An 18,820-nucleotide genomic window follows, 5' to 3' on the forward strand; every position below is an offset into this window, starting at 1 on the left:
AGATGATGGGCGGACTTGCCCTCGGGTCGGAGATCACACGCTTCGCCCGCAACCGGATGACGCGGATCGCCGTCGTCGTCCTGATGCTGATGCCGTTGACCTACGGCGCGCTGTATCTGTGGGCATACTGGGATCCGTTCGGCCATGTGGACAAATTGCCTGTGGCGCTGGTGAATTCGGACCGCGGCACGGAGGTGTCCGGTCAGAAGATTAACGTCGGCGCCGAGATTGCCGACCGCCTCAACGACGACAAGAGCCTGGACTGGCACTTGGTCGACGATGCCGAGGCGCGCGACGGGGTCACACACGGCAAGTACTACTTCATGCTGGAGCTGCCACCGGACTTCAGCGAGGCCATCGCGTCGCCCACCACGGGTAACCCCCGCAAGGCGCAGCTGATCGCCGAGTACAACGACGCCAACAACTACATCTCGTCGAGCATCGGCCGCACTGCAGTGGAACAGGTCCTGGGCGCCGTGTCGACCAAGATCTCGGGGCAGGCGGTTAACCAGGTGCTGTCGGTGATCACCACCTCGGGGACAGGTATCAAGCAGGCGGCCGACGGAGCGAACCAACTCGCCGACGGCGCAGCGCAACTCGACACTGGCGCGGGTCGATTGGTGGCCGGCCTCGATGCCGCCCGCAACGGGTCGGCGGAACTGGCGGCCGGGTCCCGCAAACTGTCCGACGGTATCGACACCGCCACAGATCCCCTACTGAAGATCACCAACCTGGTCGCGTCGGTCGGCACGACGAGCGATCAACTCGACGGGCAGGTCCAGGACAGCTCGTCTGCGCTGACCGAGGCGTCCGACGAGATCGCCACCATCACCGCAGCGCAGGACACCGCCGCCCAGTCGCTGACATCGGTCATCGACAGCCTCTCTGCCAACCAGGATCCGGTGTCGGTGATCGCGACCGGGAAACTTCGGGAGACCCGCGATCAACTGCTCGCCCACCAGCGGACCGCAGACATCCAGGCCAAGCTCACCAAGGCCCGCGCCATCGCAGACTCGGGCGGCCCAGTGGGGTCTGCGCTCTCCGACATCTCCAGCACGAGCAAGGAACTCAGCGCAAAACTCACTCAATTGCGCGACGGCGCCCAGCAGGTTGCGTCCGGCAACGCCCAATTGAGCGCAGGGATCACCACACTCGATGACGGCGCCCAGCAGTTGAAATCCGGTACCGCACAGCTGACTTCCGGTTCTCATGAGCTGGCGACCAAGCTGACCGAGGGCGCGCAGCGCGTTCCCGACTGGACACCCCAGCAGAAGGACGCCATCGCCGATACGATCGGCGGACCTGTGCAGCTGACGAGCTCGCATGAGAACTCGGCGCCGAACTTCGGTACCGGCATGGCGCCGTTTTTCCTCACGCTCGCACTGTTCTTCGGTGCCATGCTGGTGTGGATGGCGTTCCGTCCGCTGCAGAACCGGGCGCTCGCCGCGGAGATCGCGCCGCTCCGGGTGACCTTGGCCAGTTATCTGCCCGCAGTCCTGATCGGAATCCCCCAGGCGATCATCCTGTATAGCGTTGTGCGCTTCGCTCTACACGTCCACGCGGAACATCCCGTCGCGATGCTGGGCTTCATGATCCTCACGTCATGCGCCTTCATCGCGGTGGCCCAGGCGATCAGCGCCTGGCTCGGCCCGGTGCTGGGCAAGGTGCTCCTGATGATGCTGCTGATGGTGCAGCTGGTCAGCGCGGGCGGGCTCTACCCCGTCGAGACCACCACCGCGCCGTTCCAGACCCTGCACAAGTTCGACCCGATGGCCTACGGCGTCAACGGGCTTCGGCAGCTGATCCTCGGCGGAATCGACGGTAGGCTCTGGCAGGCGCTGATCTTCATGGTCGCGGTGTGGCTGGGATCGATACTGCTGACCTCACTGGCGGCGCGGCGCAACCAGTTGTGGAACCTCACCCGCCTGGTGCCGCTCGTCAAGATGTAGGGAACCGAGCGAGCGATGCCCGACAGTCGTCGGAACCTCCCGCTCACCGGGCGGCCGTTTCGTCATCGCCGCCACCGTCTGCAACCGTGTGGTTCACAGGCAGACGTCAGGGAAGGGCGACATGAAAGCCGTGTTGTTGATCCTGCTCGCGATCTGCGCTTCGGCGCTCGGGCCACCTCTCGCAGTGGCCGACACTCCACACGGCAACTTCGAACTGCGGCTCGACGGCAGATACGACTTCCACACGTGGATCTGGGTGTTGGCGAGCTGCGACGGTGACTGCGTCTTCGTCCAGGCAATTCCCCAGCCCGTCGCGAGGGCCTTCCCCTACGCCGGTGACGCGTGGCTGAAGGATGGCCGCTACACCCTGGCGGTGGATGTCCCGGACGGATTGCGCTGCGGCAATGTGTATTACGGAACGACGATCCCCACCCACGACGTCTACACCTGGGACGCCACCACCCGCGTCGGTGTACTCACGTCCTCTTTCGATGCCGGGTGCGACGGCAAGCCGGGGACACTGACCTATCCGTTCTCCCTGTCGCTCATGTAGCAGCGACCACTACCTGTCGGCCCTGACTGCCATGGTCTTGGCGTCCATCCCCCCGAGTGACCCCGTGCCCGTCTCGGCATTGTGCGCATGGGCGAAGTGGTGCAACCCGAAAACCGAGTCCATACCGTTGCGCAGACCCATCTGGTCTTCACACTGGTTGACGGCCCGTTTCGCCAGCGCCAGACCGAAGGCGGGCATCTGCGCGATGCGCTCGGCGAACTCGAGCGCCGTCGCCTCGAGTGCGTCCCGCGGCACCACGCGATTGACCATACCCACCTCGTATGCTCGTTGGGCGGTGAACCGGTCGGCGGTGAACAGGACTTCCTTGGCGAATCGCGGACCGAGGATCCAGGGGTGGGCGAAGTACTCGACACCGGGAATGCCCATCCGGACAACGGGATCGGCGAAGAACGCGTCGTCCGCGGCGATGATGGCGTCGCAGACCCAGGCCAGCATGAGGCCGCCGGCGATGCATGCACCGTGCACCATGGCGATCATCGGTTTTGGGATGTCGCGCCAGCGGCGACACATTCCGAGATAGACCTCCATCTCGCGGGCATAGCGTTGGTCGCCGCCGTCCTTTCCGACGTGGTCCCACCACAGCACGGCGTGGTTGTCGTAGGACACGTGGTGATCGCGGCCCGGGGTTCCGATGTCGTGTCCGGCACTGAAGTGGTCACCGTTGCCGGCGAGAACGATCACGCCGATGCCGTCGTCGTCGACCGCGCGTCGAAACGCCGCGTCCAACGCGTAGGTCATGGCCGAGTTCTGCGCATTGCGGTACCGGGGCCGGTTCATCGTCACCACCGCAACTCGACCGTCGGCCCGGTACGTCACCACGTTTTCTTCGGAGCGGCCTGCCGAGTCGTCTCCAGATGTCGCCACAGTGACCCCGCTTCCGCTTCGTTGTCGTCGAGCCAAGGGTGCGTGGTGCGAAGGCTCTGCAGCAGAACGGCTTCCACTCATCGGGAGTTGAGCCGGTCACATGCCGGAGGCGGACGTCAGGCCGGGTCGAACGAGGAGATGCGCCAGGTGCCGTCAACCTTGGCGAGCCCGACCTTCACGCTGCTCGCCGCCTGGGCCGAGCTCGGATTGTCGCGGCTGGTCGTCGATTGGTTGATGAACAGCAGCACGTGCGCGCTGTCGGGACGGGCATCCATCACGGCCGAGCGCACCACGGTCGCGCTGGCGTGGACATCCTTCTGCTTGGCAGCAGGTACGAGGATCTGATCAGCGAACTGGCTGTAGTAGGTGAGGAAATCGCCGGTGAGGTGAGACCGCGCAGTCGCCAGATCTTTGTCCAAACTGTCGGGCGCATAGGACAACAACGCCACGGCCCCCTGCTGCGCGGCGGCCAGTGCCTCTCGCGCTGCAGCGGCCGTTTCGCGGTCGCCGCGATGGGGCCCGAGGTAGACCACGGCAGTCACCGCGAGGCAGATCACGAGAAAGCCAACGGTGGCGAGCAACCGCCATCGAGCCGCCAGCGATCGCGTCCAGGTCGTCGCGGTGTCCACTTCCGGGGTCTGCGGGCTCTCGATCCCATCCTCGGGCGTCGCAGTAGCGGTGGAAGCGTCTTCGTCGATGCTGGCGGTCACGGCACGAACTCCACTTTCGCCAGTTTCATCTGGTGGCCGTCGTCGACCATGTCCACGCTGAGGCGCCAGTTGCGTGGTTGTTGTTCGGCGCCAGCGGAATTGCTGACGGTCGTCGCGGCCGTGACGAGCACGGTTGCGGTGGTCGGAGTCATCGATTCGACGGCAACCACCTGTGCGTCGGCCTTCGTCACCGACTTGGACGCCTGCGCGGTCTTCACGAAATCCCGTGCTTCGGATTGGAAGTCGTCGTGGAACTGCCCCGTGGAGTTGTCGAGGATCTGGCGCACGTTGTCTTCTGCTCTCGAGCTGTCGATGGACATCAAGGTGACGACCGCCTGCGACGCGGCGGCCGCGAAGGCCGCCCGACGTTGCTGCTCCTGCTGCTCGAGATGGTGTTCCCACAGCAGATACCCACTCGCTGCCAGGAGGGCGACCCCGGCCAGGAGGGCGACGCCGGAAACCAGCCCCGTCGTGGTGGGCCGCCACCGTCTGCGCCGGCCGACGACAGAATCGGGTGGTTCCGACGTGTCGGCGTCATCAGCGGACTGCAGGCCAGCCTTGCGGCGCAGTTCGTCGGCGCGGGCGCGGGCCTGCTCGGCGCGGGCTTCAGCCTCGACGGCCTCGGCTTCCGCCTGCCCCGCCAGGGACAGTTCGTCCGTCGCGGTCGTCTTCTCGACGCGGCTCATCAGCCGCATGGCCTACCTCCAGATACGTCGAACGTCGATCAGCAGCACTGTGACTGCTGCCACACGGTAAACGGCTGGACGACTGCCGGTCACCGAAGGTTCCCACCCAGCGGTCACCAGTGCCGCATCGAGCACAACGCCCCGCGTTGCCCCTCGCCGTGATCGACGTCGACACCGTCGACCGTCATCTGACAGCGCAGGGTGGTGGGGGCCGGCGAAGGCGGCCCGGCCGCGGTCACTGCGACCATGGCCCACCGACCGGGGTCGGCCAGCATGGCCTCGTGGACCCACGGGGCGCCCGGCTCGAGCTGGACATCGTCACGCGGGCTGAAGCGGTATGGGTCATGGCTGTAGTCGGCCCATGTCGGGGGATCCGTGTCGCGGTAATAGATGTCGACATCGACGGGACGGTCGGTGGTGACGGTGTAGGTCACGCGGTGCAGCGGCGCCCCGTCGTCGGCACGTGCCGTCGGAGTCTGGGGCATGCACAGGGCACCGGCGACCAGCACGCACCCGGCCACGCCGTTCTTCACACGCCTCGTCATCTCAGGTGTCTCCGCGAACCCAGCGGGCGGCCCCGTCGACAGCTATGCAGGACAGGAACAACCCGTCGGGCGCCTGGGCGACAGTGTTCATCGCACCCTCGCACGACGAATTCTCGTCACGGACGCCCTGCAGGGGCGGCGACCGGAAATAGCGGGGGGCGTAGCGGCGCGGCGAGCCGCAGAACACCAACCTCCCCCACGATGTCGTGCCGAACACGAAGTGTGCGGTGTCGGCGCACGGCGAACCGAGAACCACGCCGCCGGTGATGCCGGGTACGCAGGACGGGTCGTTGCATTCCTGGGGTGCGGCGTGGACCGTTCCCGGAAGGGCGAGACCCGCGACGAGCAGCGCCGTGGTCGCGATCGCCCGGAAGTGCACGCCCGACACTGTGCCACCGCGGGCGCGAGGCGCCATCGCATCGCCCACTGGGTGGGAGGTGTGCGGCCACAGGGCGCCGGAACAGGGAAAGTGTGCGGCGACGTGAGGAGCGAGCCATGCGGTTGTCGAAGACGTCTGTTGCGCTGGGGGTGATGTCCGCCGCGGCGGCAGTGGCCGGCCAGCCAGGCCTCGTTGCCGCGGCATCCCCGCAGTGGGGCCTGAACGGCACCTACGTCGCCACGTCCAACGGCGAGTGGGCGAAGACCTACGACGTGTTCAAGGACGAGGCCAGCACCCGCAGTACGTGGTCGATCACCACGTCGTGCAGCTATCCCGGCGAGTGCACCGGCACGGTGCACAGCGACTTCGGTTGGGACGCACCGATCTACCAGAAGAGTGGGGTCTGGTATGTGAAGAAGATCGTCGATCGGTGGCAACCGTGTCCCGACGGCAGCGCCGGCCCCGGGCTTCAGGTGTTCCGCTTCTACCCTGCGACCGCTGATGGCAGCGGGACCGATCCGACCTCGACCACCCTGATGGGTGAGGACTCGACGACCGGGGTCAGTGGATCGTGCGGCAGCAGCAAAGTGGTGTTCACGACGATGCCCTTCAAGCTCGTCAAAGTCGACTGAATCACTGGGCTTCTCAGCTCGGGAAGAGATCCTTCCAGCTGCGTCCGCCGGCGTGCGGAACCAGATCGGCCTGCCGGTACACCTGACCGTCGGGGGTGGCGTATTGACCGGTCCGCGGGTCGTAGGTGGCGATCGCCACCGAGGGACCGCCGGAACCGTTGGGGCGGTATGCGCTTGGCGCGACCGTCGCATCCCCCGGGGCCGGCGCACTCGCGGGGGCCGGCGCCTCCTGCGGTGGCGCGGCTGGTGCGGGCGGGGTGCCTTCCACCGGCCCGTGGATCGCACCGTCGTGGTCGACGCGGGAGTCCGGCGGGACGCCCTGGGCCAACAGATTGGGGTCGATCGGATACGGGCCCAGAGCATGCTGCCGCATGGCCAGAGGCTCGTAGGGCTTGTCGCTGTCACAGATCTCGACGGTGGGTGCACGCTTGCCCGGGTTACCCATACAGGGGTAGTTGCGGGCGCCGCGCACTCCGATGGGCGAGTCCTGCGGGAGCTTGCAGTACAGGCCGTCGGGGGTGTCGATGTCGCTGGTGTCCTCGGGTGACCGCCATGCCGAGGGCGGAAGGAATCCCACCGTGCAGGCCGGAGGATCCCCGATGGTCAGGCTGAAGTCACCCAGCGACATGCCGGTGGGGTTGTTCTTCGGCGCACCGTAGGCCTGGGTGGAGGCGACCACGGGCGGCAGCAGCACCAAGAGTTGCTCCAGGGCCGGTTGGTAGGTGACACCGACCTGGCCGAGGGTGGTCAGGTTAGCCAGCAGGATCGGCAGCGTGGGCTTGACGTCGTTGAACAAGCGGGACGCCTCGTCGGCTGCGCCGGGTCCGGTGGACAGCAGGGTACGTACCTGGGGGTCGTTGGCGGCCACCTGCCCGGTGATGCCGGCGAGGCTACGGGCCCACGTGCGGATGGCGTCCGCGGATTCGGCCTGGCCGTCGAGCAGCGGTGCGCTGTCGTCGATGAGCGCTCTGGCCTCATCGGCGTGGGCGTTGGCGTCTCCGATCAACCGTGACGACGAGTCCAGCAGTGATCCGACGTCGGGCCCGGTTCCGTTGAAGGCGGTGAAGGTCTCGTCCATCAGTGGGCTGATCTTGTCTTTGGGGACACTGCCGATCAGCGCGCTGATCTGATCGAGCATCGGTCCGACCGCCTGCGGGATCGACGTGTCGGCCATCGCGATCACCGATCCGTCGCGCAGAGAGGGGCCCACATCGGAGCGAGGCTGCAGGTCCACGTACTGCTCGCCGACCGCCGAGACGCTGAGGACCGCGGCGTGCAGATCGGCCGGGATCTTCGGTGAGGTGTCCAAGGACAACGTGGCCTCGGCACCGTCTCTGGTGGGTCGCACATCGGTCACCTTGCCGACCTGGACGCCGCGGTAGGTGACATTCGAAAACCGGTACAGGCCACCGGTTCCGGGCAGTTGCAGAGTGACGGTCATGCGGCCGATGCCCAGCAGGGTGGGCGCCTGCAGGTACGTCACCGCCATCACCGTCAACCCGATGACCGAGGCGACCGCGAACAGGATCAGCTGGGTACGAATCAGGCGGGTGAGCACTAGCTGCCTCCTGCGGTCGGAATGACAGGCGCGGTGTCAGGCCCGGCCGATGCAGCGGGCGCGGATTCGGCACCCGACGATGCGTCGGCGCCTTCTGCCGGCGGATCGATCAACGGTGGCATCGTCGAGATGTTTTTCGGCGCGGGTGTGATCGGCATGTTGATCGGATCCTTGGTGTAGTTGGCATACCAGGGATCTCCGGGTGCGGGCACCAGCGGCGCGCCTTCCTGACCCCACCGGGTGCCCAGGAACAGGCCCCGCTTCAACCGGGGAATCGTGAAGTCGAAAGTGATGAAGATGTTCATGTAGTCACCGCGGATGGCGCGGTCGATGAAGTTCTGCGGATACGGGTAGGTCGGCACGAAGGCCAGATCCGTGGCCAGATTGGGTCCCACGTCGGCCAGCGCGCGCACCGTGGGTTCGAGGTTGCGCAGGTTGGTGACCAGGTCGTCGCGGGTGGCGGTGATCACCGTGGTGGCGGTGTCGCTGAAGTGCCCGAGCTTGTCCAGCGCGGTGGTGATGCGAGGCCGTTCCCTGATCAAGACGTCCAGCGCCGGTGGAACACGTTGCAACGCTTGGGTGATGACGTCGCGCTGACCGGCCAGGGTGCCCGAGAGGCGGTTGAGCGCGGCGATGGACGCGTTGATGTCGTCGCGCTGGTCGGCGAACACCCCCACCAGGTTGTCGAGACGGGTGAGCAGGTCGCGAATCTTGCCTTGGCGACCATCGAGCGCAGCGTTGAACTCGTTGACCAATTCCCCGATCTTGCCCAAGCCGCCGCCGTTGACCAGAACCGACAGCGACGACAGGGTTTGTTCGGTGGACGGATAAGTGGAGGTCTGATCGAGCGGGAGCGTCGCCCCCGGAAAGAGCCGTCCGGATGCCTGCTGGCCGAGCGGCGGGTCCAGGGCGACATGCATGGAGCCCAGCAGGCTGGTCTGGCCCACTGTCGCAACGGCGTTGGCAGGAATGACGACATCCGGCTTGACGGAGATCTCGACGTCGGCATGCCAGTTCCGCACCGTCATCCGGGACACACTCCCGACGATCACATCGCTGACCATCACCGGTGAATTCGCCTCCAGCGTCCCCACATTGGCCAGTTCGAGGCGATAGGTGGTTGCGTCAGCGCCCCGGCCGACGGTGCCGGGCAGTGGCAACGAGTTGAGGCCGTTGAAGGCGCATCCCGTCAGGGTCAGCACCGAAGCGCCCCCGATCGCCGCGAGGCGCAGGACGGATCGTCGAAGGGTCATGGCGTGCCGCCGGGAGCCGGTGCTGCCGGGGCCGGCGCAGCCTCGGCGGGCAGCAGCATGTCTTGCAGAGAACGCCCGGGCGCGCCGACTGGCGCGGGCGCGGGTACGCCGGGCGGGATCGGAGCGCCGGGGAACAGTGCCGGGGACGGGTTCGCCGGCACCGCGGGGTTCGGTGCGTACGCCCCCGGCGGGCCCGGAGGCCTGCCCCATCCGGCGGGAGGCGGTACGTCACCGGCACCGGTGTAGGCCGACACCGCCGGCGGCGCGGACACGGGCTGTGGTCGTCCGCCCGGACCTCCGGGGGCGATGTTCGGATCGGTGTACACCAGGTTCTCAGGGCTGGGCGCCTTGCGCAGGTAGGCGTTGAACGGCATCGGCAGGTAGTTGAAGTTGATCAGCGAAAGAGCAGGCCCGAGATATTGGGCGCACAGTTTGGAGGTCTCGGGGGCGGTCGCGTTCTTGACCGCCGCGATGGCCGAACACACCACCGCCACCGGATCGGCGAAGTTCGACAGGGCGAATGCGCCGACGGCGGTTCCGCTGTCGGGGTTGTAGATGTTGTACCCGTTGGCGATTGCGTTGGGCGCTACGTGCAGGAGGTTTTCGAGTTTGACTTTGTTGTCGACGAGATTCTGAGTGACGTTGGTCAGGCGCTGCAGCTGTTCGACCGTCTGGTCCCGGCTTCCGGCGATGAAACGCCGGACATCCCCCACTGCGGTGGCGAGGTTGGTCAGCGCCGCGTCCAGGTCGGTGCGGCTGCCGTCGATGACGCTGGTCACGCTCGCCAGACGATGCTGGAACTCGACGATCTGAGTGTTGCTGTCCTTGAGTGCGGTGACGAAGACCTGCAGGTTCTTGATGGTGTCGGCGATGTTGCCGCTGCCCGCAGCGAGCACCCGGCCGACGCCGGCCAGCTGGCTGAGCGCTTGGTGCAATTTCTCGCCGTTGCCGTCCATCGCGGCCGCAGCACTGTCGATGACTCGGCTCAGCGAGGTGGCTGATGCACCGCCCAGAGGTCCCAGGTCTGATGCGAGCCGCATGAGCTGGTCTTTGACCTGGTCCCATTCCACCGGAACGGCGGTGCGCTCCAACCCGATTCGGGCCCCGTCCGACATCACGGGACCGCTGTCCTCGTACGCAGGGGTGAGCGCAACATAGCGGGCCGCAACCAGATTCTGCGCCATGATGATGGCTTTCGCACCGGCGGGGACAGCGACACCGTGGTCGATGGCAAGCGTCAGTGTGGCGTGGTCGCCGGCGGGTTCGATACTGGTGATCCGGCCGACTTTCACCCCCGCGACGCGCACGTCGTCACCGGGATAGATGGCGGTGGCCGAACTGAAGTCGGCGGTGACTGTCGTCGGCCCGAAAAAGCTCTGCCGCACCAGCACCGCTGACCCGGCCACGCCGAGAACGATCAGCACGATCAGGGCGGCTCGGGCGATGGATGCACGTTGGCGGGTGATCATCGGCTGCCTCCGGGAATGCCGTTGCGGGGCCAGGGGAATTCCGCGCGCGGTCCGGCGTTGTCGGGGGGTTGTCCGGCGTTGGTGCCACGCCGGAATCCGAACGCGTAATCGAGGAACGGCTGCAGCGTCTGCGACGGCAGCAGGTTGCCGATGAATGCGTTGTAGTAGTAGCCGTTGTTGACTGACTCCCCCTGTGTGACTTGGTACTTCGCCAATCCGGAGAGAGCGTTGGCGATGTTGTCACGGTTGCGCTCGAGCATCTCGGTCACCGAGTTGAGCTGCTTGAGCGTTGGGGCGAGTTCTTCTTCGTTGTCGTGCACCAGGCCGGACAACTGCTGCGCCAGCGCCGAGGTATTGGCCAGCAGGGTGACGATCGAGTAGCGGCGTTGGTCCAGCACCTCGGTCAGGGTGTTGGCGTCGAGCAGCAACGTGTTGACCTGTTGGCTGCGCTCGGCCAAGATTCCGGTCACGTCTGCAGCGTTCCTGAGCAGATTCGCCAACGATCCGTTGCGGTCGTTGAGCGTTCGAGACAACTCAGTCAAACCGTCGAAGGTCGGACCCAGCTGCGGCGCCATCGCGTCGATGGTGTCCGACAGCGTGTCCAAGGACTGGTTGAGCGCACCGGTATTCGTCGCGGCGGTGTTGGCGGTGAAGTCGCTGACGGCGTCGGTCAGCGAGTACGGCGAGGACGTGTGGCTCAGCGGGATGGTGTCCGCGGCGCGCAAGCCGCCCGCACCGCTGGGTTCGAGGGTGAGCATCCGGGCGCCCAGCACGGTTCCGGTGCGGATGTGGGCGGTCGTTTCGGCGCCGAGGTGCACCGCGCTGTCGAGCGTGAAGGTCACCAGCGCCTTGCCATGGCTGAGCGACACGTCGGTGACGGAGCCCTTGGTCACGCCTGACACCTTGACGTCGTTGCCTGGGGCGAGACCGCCGGCTTCGGCGAACAGTGCGCGGTACTTGATCGCCGTCGCCCACGACCACAGAGCCTGGGGCTGCAACCCCACGGCGATGACGAGGGCGATCAGGATCACGCCGATGAGTCCGCTACGGACGAGCTGGGATCCGCGGTACTTCAGCATCAGGGCTCCCCGCAACGGCCGTTGTTCTGGGTGATCCAGGGGAAGTAGGCCGTCCGACCCTGGAGGTCGGTGACGCGCACGTTCATCCCGCACAGGTACTGATTGATGAAGCTGCCGTAGGAGCCCAGTCGCGCCAGCTTGCGGTAGTTCGCCGGCGCCTTCTGCAACGACAGGTCCAACTTGGCCTTCGCCTCGTCGTCGGCGAGCAGAGGAGCCAGCCGGGTGAGTTGATCGACGGTGCCCGACAGCGGCGGACGTGCCTGGACCATCAGATCGGTGAGCGACGCCGTCCCGGTGTCGAGTGCGGTGATGGCCTCACCGATGGGGTCTCGTTGCTCGGACAGGCCGGTGACGAGTTGTTGCAGACGCTGCACCGCGCCGGCGAACTGGTCACCATCCTCGGCCACCGTCGCCATCACGGTGTTGAGGTTGTCGATGAGCTGCTGCACGGTCTGGCCGTTGTCGGCGAGCGCCTGGGTGAACGACGACGTGTGCGACAGCAGGGATTGAACGGTGCCGCCCTGCCCTTGCAAGATCTGGATCAATGAGTTGGTCAGGGTGTTGACATTCTGCGCGTTGAGCCCCTGGATGACGGGTTTGAGTCCGCCCAGCAGCAGGTCGAGATCCAGCGCGGGCTCGGTCCGTTCCCGCGGGATCTGAGAACCCGGCGGTTGCAATCGGGTCGAGCCGGGGCTGTCGAGCAGCTCCAGATACCGGTTGCCGACCAGATCGAGATAGCGCACGGCGACTTTGGTGGAGGTGGTCAATGCGACGTCACGGTCGGCGTCGAACTGTACGACCACTGTGTTGTCCGGCTGCAGCGCGACGTCGTCGACCGTGCCGACGCGAAGTCCTGCGACGCGTACCGAATCGCCGGCTTTGAGGCTGGACGCATCGGCGAACACCGCGGAATAGCCGTTGGTGGACCCGGTGCGGAACTGTCCCATGATGACGAACAGGGCGCTCGTCAGCAGCAACATGGTCACGCCGAACACGCCGAACTTGATCGCCGTCCCGTAGCGGCCGGTCATCCGGGCTGGCCGATCTGGGCGGTGTTTCGAGGGGGGCCGTCCAACGGGCCGAACAGCGCCTCCTTGAGGGCGTCGGAGTTCAACAGAATTCCCTGGTTTCCGTACTGCGCCGGGTTGGCGTCGATGTCAGTGACCACGAACGGGGGACGTTCCCCGAACCCGACGTTGGGCAGGTTCATGCATTGCGGACCGCCGGTCGCGGCGACCTTCGGCAGGTTCCTGGGATATCGATAGCGTTCGGTGCCGAGCAGGAAAGAGTCGAGCAGCATGACTCCCGGGAGGGGCTGCGGTGCACCCATGGCCAGGGGTTCGACGCCTTTGAGCGCACACGTCAACGCGGGGTTGTACCGGTTGGTCAACGTGGTGGTGGGCACCAGCAGGCGCAAAGTGCTGGCCAGCGAATCGCCGTTGGTGGCGATGACGTCGGTGCCGATGTCGGCCAGCCCTATCGTGCTGATCAGCAGGGCGTCGAGGTCCTGTTGACGATCGACGAGGGTGTCGCTGAGCTGGGTCGCGTTGGCCGCCGTCTTCGTGAGGTCAGGCGCGGCGTCGGCGTAGGCGTTGAGGACACCGGGTGCGACGGACAGCTCATGCCGCAGCGCCGGCAGGCTGGGGTCGAGTGTGGCCAACAGGTCGTCGAAGTCGGTCATGGTCTGTCCGACCTTGTCACCGCGGCCGCCGAACGCTTGGGCCAGCGCGCCGAGGGTTTCATTGAGCTTCTCGGGTTGAACTTCCCGGAGCACTGTCACCAGCTGCTCGAAGACGGTGTTGATCTCGACAGTGACGTGCCGGGCGTCGAGCACCTGGCCGGCGCGCATCGGGTCGGCCGACGGTGTCGTAGGAGGGATCAGGTCGATGAATTTCGCTCCGAAGACCGTGCTCGAGGCGATCTGCACCGTGGCGTTGGCCGGAATCAGGCCGAGGTCGTGCGGATTCATCGCAAGCCGGATCGCGGCTTGTCCGTCGGGCAACGCGTCGATGGTGACGACCTTGCCGACTTGCGCGCCGTGCCATTTCACTTTGGCTTCCGGATTCATCACTAGTCCCGCGCGAGGTGAGATGACCGTCAGCGAGGCCGTCGGGGCGACTCCGCCACGGAACAGCACCACGGCGCCGGCGACGACGGCGGCGATCACGGCGAGCGCGACGGCACCCGTCCACATACGTGCAGCGTTGTTCGACAAGGGTTTCTGCTAACCGGAGAGGTTGAAGTTGCCGTTGGAGCCGTAGACGGCCAACGAGGTGAGCAAGGTGATCGAGACCACGACGATCAACGATGTGCGTACCGCGTTGCCGACGGCGACCCCCACCCCCGCGGGGCCTCCCGAGGCGAAGTACCCGAAGTAGGTGTGCACCAACAGGATTGCCAACGCCATGAGTATCGCTTGGAGGAACGACCACAGGAGATCGATCGGGTTCAGGAACGTGGTGAAGTAGTGGGCATAAAGACCACCGGACTGCCCCAGCAGCACCACGGTGGTGAACTGGCTGGCCAGAAACGACAGGATGACCGCGATCGAGTACAGCGGCGTGATGGCCACCATGCCGGCGACGATGCGGGTGCTCACCAGGTACTCGACGGCCCGGATGCCCATCGATTCCAGAGCGTCGATTTCTTCGTTGATACGCATCGCTCCCAATTGCGCAGTGACACCCGCACCGAAGGTGGCGGCGAGGCCGATGCCGGCGACGATGGGCGCAGAGATGCGCACGTTGATGAAGGCAGCAAGGAAGCCGGTGAGTGCTTCGATGCCGATGTTGCCCAGCGAGCTGTACCCCTGGATCGCCAGCACCCCGCCGGTGGCCAGTGTCAGGAATCCGACGATGACCACCGTTCCGCCGATCATCGCCAATGTTCCTGCACCCATGCTGATCTCGGCGATCAGGCGGATGACTTCGCTGCGGTAGTGGGCGGCCGCATAGGGCACGGAACGCAGTGCTCTGCCGTAGAACAGGACGTGGTCGCCGATGCCGCCGACGATGGCCGCTGGTTGTCGCGTTGCCCGCACCAGGCGGGGGTAGGTCGATTGAATAGCCACAGTGGTGCCGCCCGTCACTTGCTGGTCATCTGGATGCCGATCGCGGTGACCACGACGTTGACAACGAACAGCGCCATGAACGCGTAGACCACGGTCTCGTTGACGGCGTTGCCGACGGCTTTGGCACCGCCGCCGCTGATGGTCAGCCCGCGGTAGCAGGCAACCATTCCGGCGATGAGACCGAACAGCGCGGCTTTGACACAGGAGATGACGACTTCCGGAATGCCGGTCAACAGCGTGATGCCTGCGGCGAATGCACCCGGGTTGACGTCCTGCACGAACACGGAGAACAGGTAACCGCCGAGGATGCCGATGATCACGACCAGGCTGTTGAGCAGCATTGCGACCAGCCCCGAGGCCAGCATTCGGGGCGTGACCAGCCGCTGCACGGGGTTGATACCGAGTACTTCCATCGCATCGATCTCTTCGCGAATCGTGCGCGATCCCAGATCCGCGCACATCGCCGTCGCGCCCGCGCCGGCGACGATGAGCACCGTCACCATCGGACCGACCTGGGTGACCGCGCCGAACGCCGCACCCGCTCCGGACAGATCGGCCGCCCCCAGCTCGCGCAGCAGGATGTTGAGCGTGAATGACACCAGAACGGTGAACGGGATCGCCACCAACAACGTGGGCGCCATGGATACCCGTGCCACGAACCAGGACTGGTCGAGAAACTCCCGCCATTGGAATGGTCCGCGCACGACGAACTTGGCGGCATCGACCGACATGGCGAACAATCCACCGACCCCCTGCAGCGGGACGGCGAGATGTCGCTGCGGCATCGCTTCCTCCATTCGGCGTGTCACCCGATGTGACGCTGTGACCGGGGACACGTCTTGACTCGGGGAACCCTCGCATCTTCTCGACTGCCAGAAAATGGGCTGTCCCGCCCATCGGGAGAACGGGTCCGGGGCTCTGTTTCCACGCGGCTCACCGGTCAACGGAACGACGCGTTGCGCCCGCCACTCGGTGCGTGTGACGCTCGCGGTGACGATCCGGACGTGACGATCCGGACGTGACGAAATGAGGAGCCGTGTCACAGACTGCTGTCCCGAACTCCCCTGGTGGGTCCGAGATCCTGCATGAAACCTCTACGAGCGCGGGGCCTTTGCGCTATTACGATGTCGGCCAGGGACCGGTGCTGTTGTTCCTGCACGGATCGGGGCCCGGGGTGACGGGGTGGCGCAACTTCCGCGGGGTTCTGCCGACCTTCGCCGAGCGCTTCCGGTGCCTGGTCCTGGAGTTCCCCGGTTTCGGCGTGTCCGACGACTGGGGTGGGCATCCCATGGTCACCGCGCAGGGCACTGTTGTCCCGTTCCTCGACGCATTGGGCATCGAGCGGGCGCACATCGTCGGCAACTCCATGGGCGGTGGGGTGGGTATCAACACCGCGATCACGGCGCCTGAACGAGTGGGCCGCCTGGTGACCATCGGTGGGATCGGCACCAACGTCTTCTCCCCCGGACCCAGCGAAGGTATCCGGTTGCTGCAGGAGTTCACCGAGAACCCGACCCGGCAGCGTCTGGTCGACTGGCTCAACTCGATGGTCTACGACCAATCGCTGGTCACCGAGCAACTGATCGAAGAGCGCTGGGCGCTGGCCACCGATCCCGAGACATTGGCCGCGGCACGTCGGATGTACGGCAAGGCCGCGTTCTCGGCCATGATGGCCGCGATGGCGTCGTCCGAGGCGCCCCTACCCTGGGCACGCATGCACAAGGTCTCCGCGCCGACCTTGCTCACCTGGGGGCGCGACGACCGCGTCAGCCCGCTGGACATGGCACTGATACCGATGCGCACGATCCCCGACGCCGAATTGCACGTGTTCCCCCGCTGCGGGCACTGGGCGATGATCGAGGCGAAGGCCGCCTTCGAGTCGGTGGTCACCGGATTCCTGCAGCGGGTGGCCTAGCACACGTCCGCTGGGCGGAACACGACACCTGATTCTCGCGGCAGTATTCCTACAGTGACCGCACCGCCCGAAGGGATTTTCATGCCGGACAACATGACTCGCGACGCCGCGGCACGCATGCTGCGCCAGGCCGAGCAACAGCGCAGGCCGGTCGACCCACTGATCGACGCCTACCCTGACCTAAACGTCGCCGACGCCTACGCGATTCAACGCGCCAACATCGCAGAACGGCTCGCCGCAGGCGTAACGATCTGCGGGCACAAAATCGGACTCTCATCTCCGGTGATGCAGCAGATGATGGGCGTCGACGAACCCGATTTCGGACACCTGCTCACGGACATGGTCGTCGAGAACGGCGCCGTCGTCGACCTGTCGTCACTGTGCCACCCCCGCATCGAAGTAGAGGTGGCGTTCGTCCTCGGCGCCGCCCTGCCCGCAGACTGCACCCCCGAGGATGTCCTCAACGCCACCGAGTACGTCAGCGCAGCAATCGAACTCATCGACAGCCGCATCCTCAACTGGCGCATCGGCATCATCGACACGATCGCCGACAACGCATCCTCGGGCAAGTTCGTCCTGGGCCCTGACCGCGCGGCGCCCGATGCGGTCGATCTCGCCGCTGTGGATGCGGCGCTCTACTCGGGCTTCGGCGGACGCGACGTCCTGGTGACCCAGGGCTCCACCAGCGCGGCCCTCGGCCACCCGGCCAACGCCGTGGCGTGGTTGGCGCGCACCCTGTCCGCATACGCCGTCACGCTCGAAGCGGGGCACGTCGTTCTCTCCGGCTCGTGCACACGCGCCGTCGACGTGGCCAAGGGTGACCATTTTCGAGCCGAACTCACCGGGCTCGGCGAAGTTCTCGTCGAATTCGTCTGAGAAAGAGCACTTTTGATGTCAGGAGTGAGCCCGATGGCTGGTAGCAAGGCAACCGTGGCGATTGTGGGGTCGGGGAACATCAGTACCGACCTGTTGTACAAGCTGCTGCGTTCGGAGTGGTTGGAGCCGCGGTGGATGATCGGTATCGACCCCGAGAGTGAGGGTTTGGCGCGGGCCCGCACGCTGGGCCTGGAAACCTCGCACGAGGGTGTGGACTGGTTGCTCGCGCGTGAGGAGCTGCCCGACATGGTGTTCGAGGCGACCAGCGCCTATGTGCACCGGGATGCGGCGCCGCGTTACGCCGAGGCCGGTATCCGGGCCATCGATCTGACGCCGGCCGCGATCGGGCCGGGGGTGATTCCGCCGGCGAATCTGCGCGAGCATCTGGATGCGCCGAACGTGAACATGGTGACCTGCGGGGGGCAGGCGACGATCCCGATCGTGTACGCGGTGTCGCGGGTGGTGGGGGTGCCGTATGCCGAGATCGTGGCGTCGGTGTCCTCGGCGTCGGCGGGGCCGGGCACCCGGGCCAACATCGACGAGTTCACCAAGACCACCAGTGCGGGTGTGCAGCACATCGGTGGCGCGGCGCGGGGTAAGGCGATCATCATTCTCAATCCGGCGGATCCGCCGATGATCATGCGCGACACCATTTTCTGCGCGATCCCCGAGGATGCCGACCACGCGGCGATCACGGCGTCGATCAAGGACGTGGTGGCCGAGGTGCAGACCTATGTGCCGGGCTACCGGTTGCTCAACGAGCCGCAGTTCGACGAGCCGTCGGTGGTCAACGGCGGCAACCACGTCGTGACCACCTTCATCGAAGTGGAGGGTGCGGGGGACTACCTGCCGCCGTATGCGGGAAATCTGGACATCATGACCGCCGCGGCCACCAAGGTGGGCAACGAAATAGTCAGGGATCGCGTCCTTCAGTCTTTGGCGGCTACGCGCGATGAGCGCTTGCGCGAAGAGCAGACAGTCTCAGGAGGTCACGCATGAGCACTGAGCAGATCTATTTCGATCCGATGTGGGATGTGCGGATGACCGACACGTCGCTGCGCGACGGCTCCCATCACAAGCGCCACCAGTTCACCCTCGACGAGGTCGGGGCGATCGTCGCGGCCTTGGATGCGGCGGGGGTGCCGGTGATCGAGGTAACCCACGGTGACGGGTTGGGCGGGTCGAGCTTCAACTACGGGTTCTCCAAGACTCCCGAGCAGGAACTGATCAAGCTGGCCGCCGAGACCGCGAAGGAATCGAA

General features: G+C 65.9%; 19 protein-coding genes and 1 pseudogene. 7 read left to right on the forward strand and 13 right to left on the reverse strand.

The window, feature by feature from the left end; genetic code table 11:
* The first annotated feature begins 2 nt into the window (after positions 1–2).
* Together ACZYYX_RS23995 and ACZYYX_RS24000 are read left to right on the forward strand one after the other, a co-directional pair.
* Entirely contained in the window at positions 3–1,949 is a 1,947-nt protein-coding gene (locus ACZYYX_RS23995; RefSeq protein ID WP_463817132.1) for a YhgE/Pip family protein, read from the forward strand.
* Between the two features lie 121 nt (positions 1,950–2,070).
* A complete protein-coding gene (locus ACZYYX_RS24000; RefSeq protein WP_463817134.1) occupies positions 2,071–2,502 on the forward strand; it encodes a hypothetical protein in 432 nt (143 codons plus the stop codon).
* Positions 2,503–2,511: 9 nt separating this feature from the next.
* Here ACZYYX_RS24000 and ACZYYX_RS24005 read toward each other — a convergent pair whose 3' ends face one another.
* The 5 genes from ACZYYX_RS24005 to ACZYYX_RS24025 all read right to left on the reverse strand — a co-directional run bounded on the left by ACZYYX_RS24005 (position 2,512) and on the right by ACZYYX_RS24025 (position 5,716).
* Positions 2,512–3,387, reverse strand: a complete 876-nt coding sequence (locus ACZYYX_RS24005; RefSeq protein ID WP_463817135.1) for an enoyl-CoA hydratase — start codon at positions 3,385–3,387, stop codon at positions 2,512–2,514.
* A 116-nt stretch (positions 3,388–3,503) separates the two neighbouring features.
* Complete coding sequence (locus ACZYYX_RS24010) at positions 3,504–4,097, reverse strand: twin-arginine translocation pathway signal (protein ID WP_463817136.1); 594 nt, start codon at positions 4,095–4,097, stop codon at positions 3,504–3,506.
* Positions 4,094–4,792: a hypothetical protein gene (locus ACZYYX_RS24015; RefSeq protein WP_463817137.1), complete on the reverse strand. Its 699-nt coding sequence runs from the start codon at positions 4,790–4,792 to the stop codon at positions 4,094–4,096. The genes ACZYYX_RS24010 and ACZYYX_RS24015 overlap by 4 nt, the downstream gene beginning before the upstream one ends.
* A 104-nt stretch (positions 4,793–4,896) precedes the next feature.
* On the reverse strand, positions 4,897–5,328 hold the full coding sequence (locus ACZYYX_RS24020; protein ID WP_463817139.1) for a hypothetical protein: 432 nt from the start codon (positions 5,326–5,328) through the stop codon (positions 4,897–4,899).
* Position 5,329: 1 nt separating this feature from the next.
* Entirely contained in the window at positions 5,330–5,716 is a 387-nt protein-coding gene (locus tag ACZYYX_RS24025; RefSeq protein WP_463817221.1) for a hypothetical protein, read from the reverse strand.
* Between the two features lie 107 nt (positions 5,717–5,823).
* Here ACZYYX_RS24025 and ACZYYX_RS24030 point away from each other — a divergent pair, with 107 nt between their 5' ends.
* On the forward strand, positions 5,824–6,339 hold the full coding sequence (locus ACZYYX_RS24030; RefSeq protein ID WP_463817141.1) for an Rv2253/PknI dimerization domain-containing protein: 516 nt from the start codon (positions 5,824–5,826) through the stop codon (positions 6,337–6,339).
* Positions 6,340–6,352: 13 nt separating this feature from the next.
* Here ACZYYX_RS24030 and ACZYYX_RS24035 read toward each other — a convergent pair whose 3' ends face one another.
* From ACZYYX_RS24035 to ACZYYX_RS24070, 8 genes are read right to left on the reverse strand one after another with little or no spacing between them, the layout of a single operon-like run.
* Complete coding sequence (locus tag ACZYYX_RS24035) at positions 6,353–7,897, reverse strand: MCE family protein (protein ID WP_463817143.1); 1,545 nt, start codon at positions 7,895–7,897, stop codon at positions 6,353–6,355.
* The gene (locus tag ACZYYX_RS24040; protein WP_463817145.1) at positions 7,897–9,150 is read right to left on the reverse strand and encodes an MCE family protein; all 1,254 of its coding nucleotides are present in this window, start codon (positions 9,148–9,150) and stop codon (positions 7,897–7,899) included. Before ACZYYX_RS24040 ends, ACZYYX_RS24035 begins: the two co-directional genes overlap by 1 nt.
* Positions 9,147–10,619, reverse strand: a complete 1,473-nt coding sequence (locus ACZYYX_RS24045; protein WP_463817147.1) for an MCE family protein — start codon at positions 10,617–10,619, stop codon at positions 9,147–9,149. The genes ACZYYX_RS24040 and ACZYYX_RS24045 overlap by 4 nt, the downstream gene beginning before the upstream one ends.
* The gene (locus ACZYYX_RS24050) at positions 10,616–11,698 is read right to left on the reverse strand and encodes an MCE family protein (protein WP_463817149.1); all 1,083 of its coding nucleotides are present in this window, start codon (positions 11,696–11,698) and stop codon (positions 10,616–10,618) included. The genes ACZYYX_RS24045 and ACZYYX_RS24050 overlap by 4 nt, the downstream gene beginning before the upstream one ends.
* On the reverse strand, positions 11,698–12,729 hold the full coding sequence (locus ACZYYX_RS24055) for an MCE family protein (RefSeq protein ID WP_463817150.1): 1,032 nt from the start codon (positions 12,727–12,729) through the stop codon (positions 11,698–11,700). Before ACZYYX_RS24055 ends, ACZYYX_RS24050 begins: the two co-directional genes overlap by 1 nt.
* Positions 12,726–13,892 carry an MCE family protein gene (locus ACZYYX_RS24060; protein WP_463817151.1) on the reverse strand — a complete coding sequence of 389 codons (1,167 nt, stop codon included), beginning with the start codon at positions 13,890–13,892 and terminating at the stop codon, positions 12,726–12,728. Before ACZYYX_RS24060 ends, ACZYYX_RS24055 begins: the two co-directional genes overlap by 4 nt.
* A gap of 30 nt (positions 13,893–13,922) precedes the next feature.
* The gene (locus ACZYYX_RS24065; protein ID WP_463817153.1) at positions 13,923–14,768 is read right to left on the reverse strand and encodes an ABC transporter permease; all 846 of its coding nucleotides are present in this window, start codon (positions 14,766–14,768) and stop codon (positions 13,923–13,925) included.
* A 14-nt stretch (positions 14,769–14,782) separates the two neighbouring features.
* A complete protein-coding gene (locus tag ACZYYX_RS24070; protein ID WP_463817155.1) occupies positions 14,783–15,553 on the reverse strand; it encodes an MlaE family ABC transporter permease in 771 nt (256 codons plus the stop codon).
* 293 nt (positions 15,554–15,846) lie between these two features.
* On the opposite strand from ACZYYX_RS24070, the gene ACZYYX_RS24075 reads away from it, so the two are divergent.
* The 4 genes and pseudogenes from ACZYYX_RS24075 to ACZYYX_RS24090 form a co-directional block, all read left to right on the forward strand.
* Complete coding sequence (locus tag ACZYYX_RS24075) at positions 15,847–16,683, forward strand: alpha/beta fold hydrolase (RefSeq protein WP_463817222.1); 837 nt, start codon at positions 15,847–15,849, stop codon at positions 16,681–16,683.
* Between the two features lie 81 nt (positions 16,684–16,764).
* On the forward strand, positions 16,765–17,559 hold the full coding sequence (locus ACZYYX_RS24080; protein ID WP_463817223.1) for a 2-keto-4-pentenoate hydratase: 795 nt from the start codon (positions 16,765–16,767) through the stop codon (positions 17,557–17,559).
* A gap of 33 nt (positions 17,560–17,592) precedes the next feature.
* Positions 17,593–18,558 carry an acetaldehyde dehydrogenase (acetylating) gene (locus tag ACZYYX_RS24085; protein WP_463817156.1) on the forward strand — a complete coding sequence of 322 codons (966 nt, stop codon included), beginning with the start codon at positions 17,593–17,595 and terminating at the stop codon, positions 18,556–18,558.
* A pseudogene (locus ACZYYX_RS24090) lies at positions 18,555–18,820 on the forward strand (4-hydroxy-2-oxovalerate aldolase); the annotation flags it as partial. The gene ACZYYX_RS24085 and the pseudogene ACZYYX_RS24090, both read left to right, overlap by 4 nt.

The organism is Mycobacterium sp. IDUB_1, from assembly GCF_055419625.1.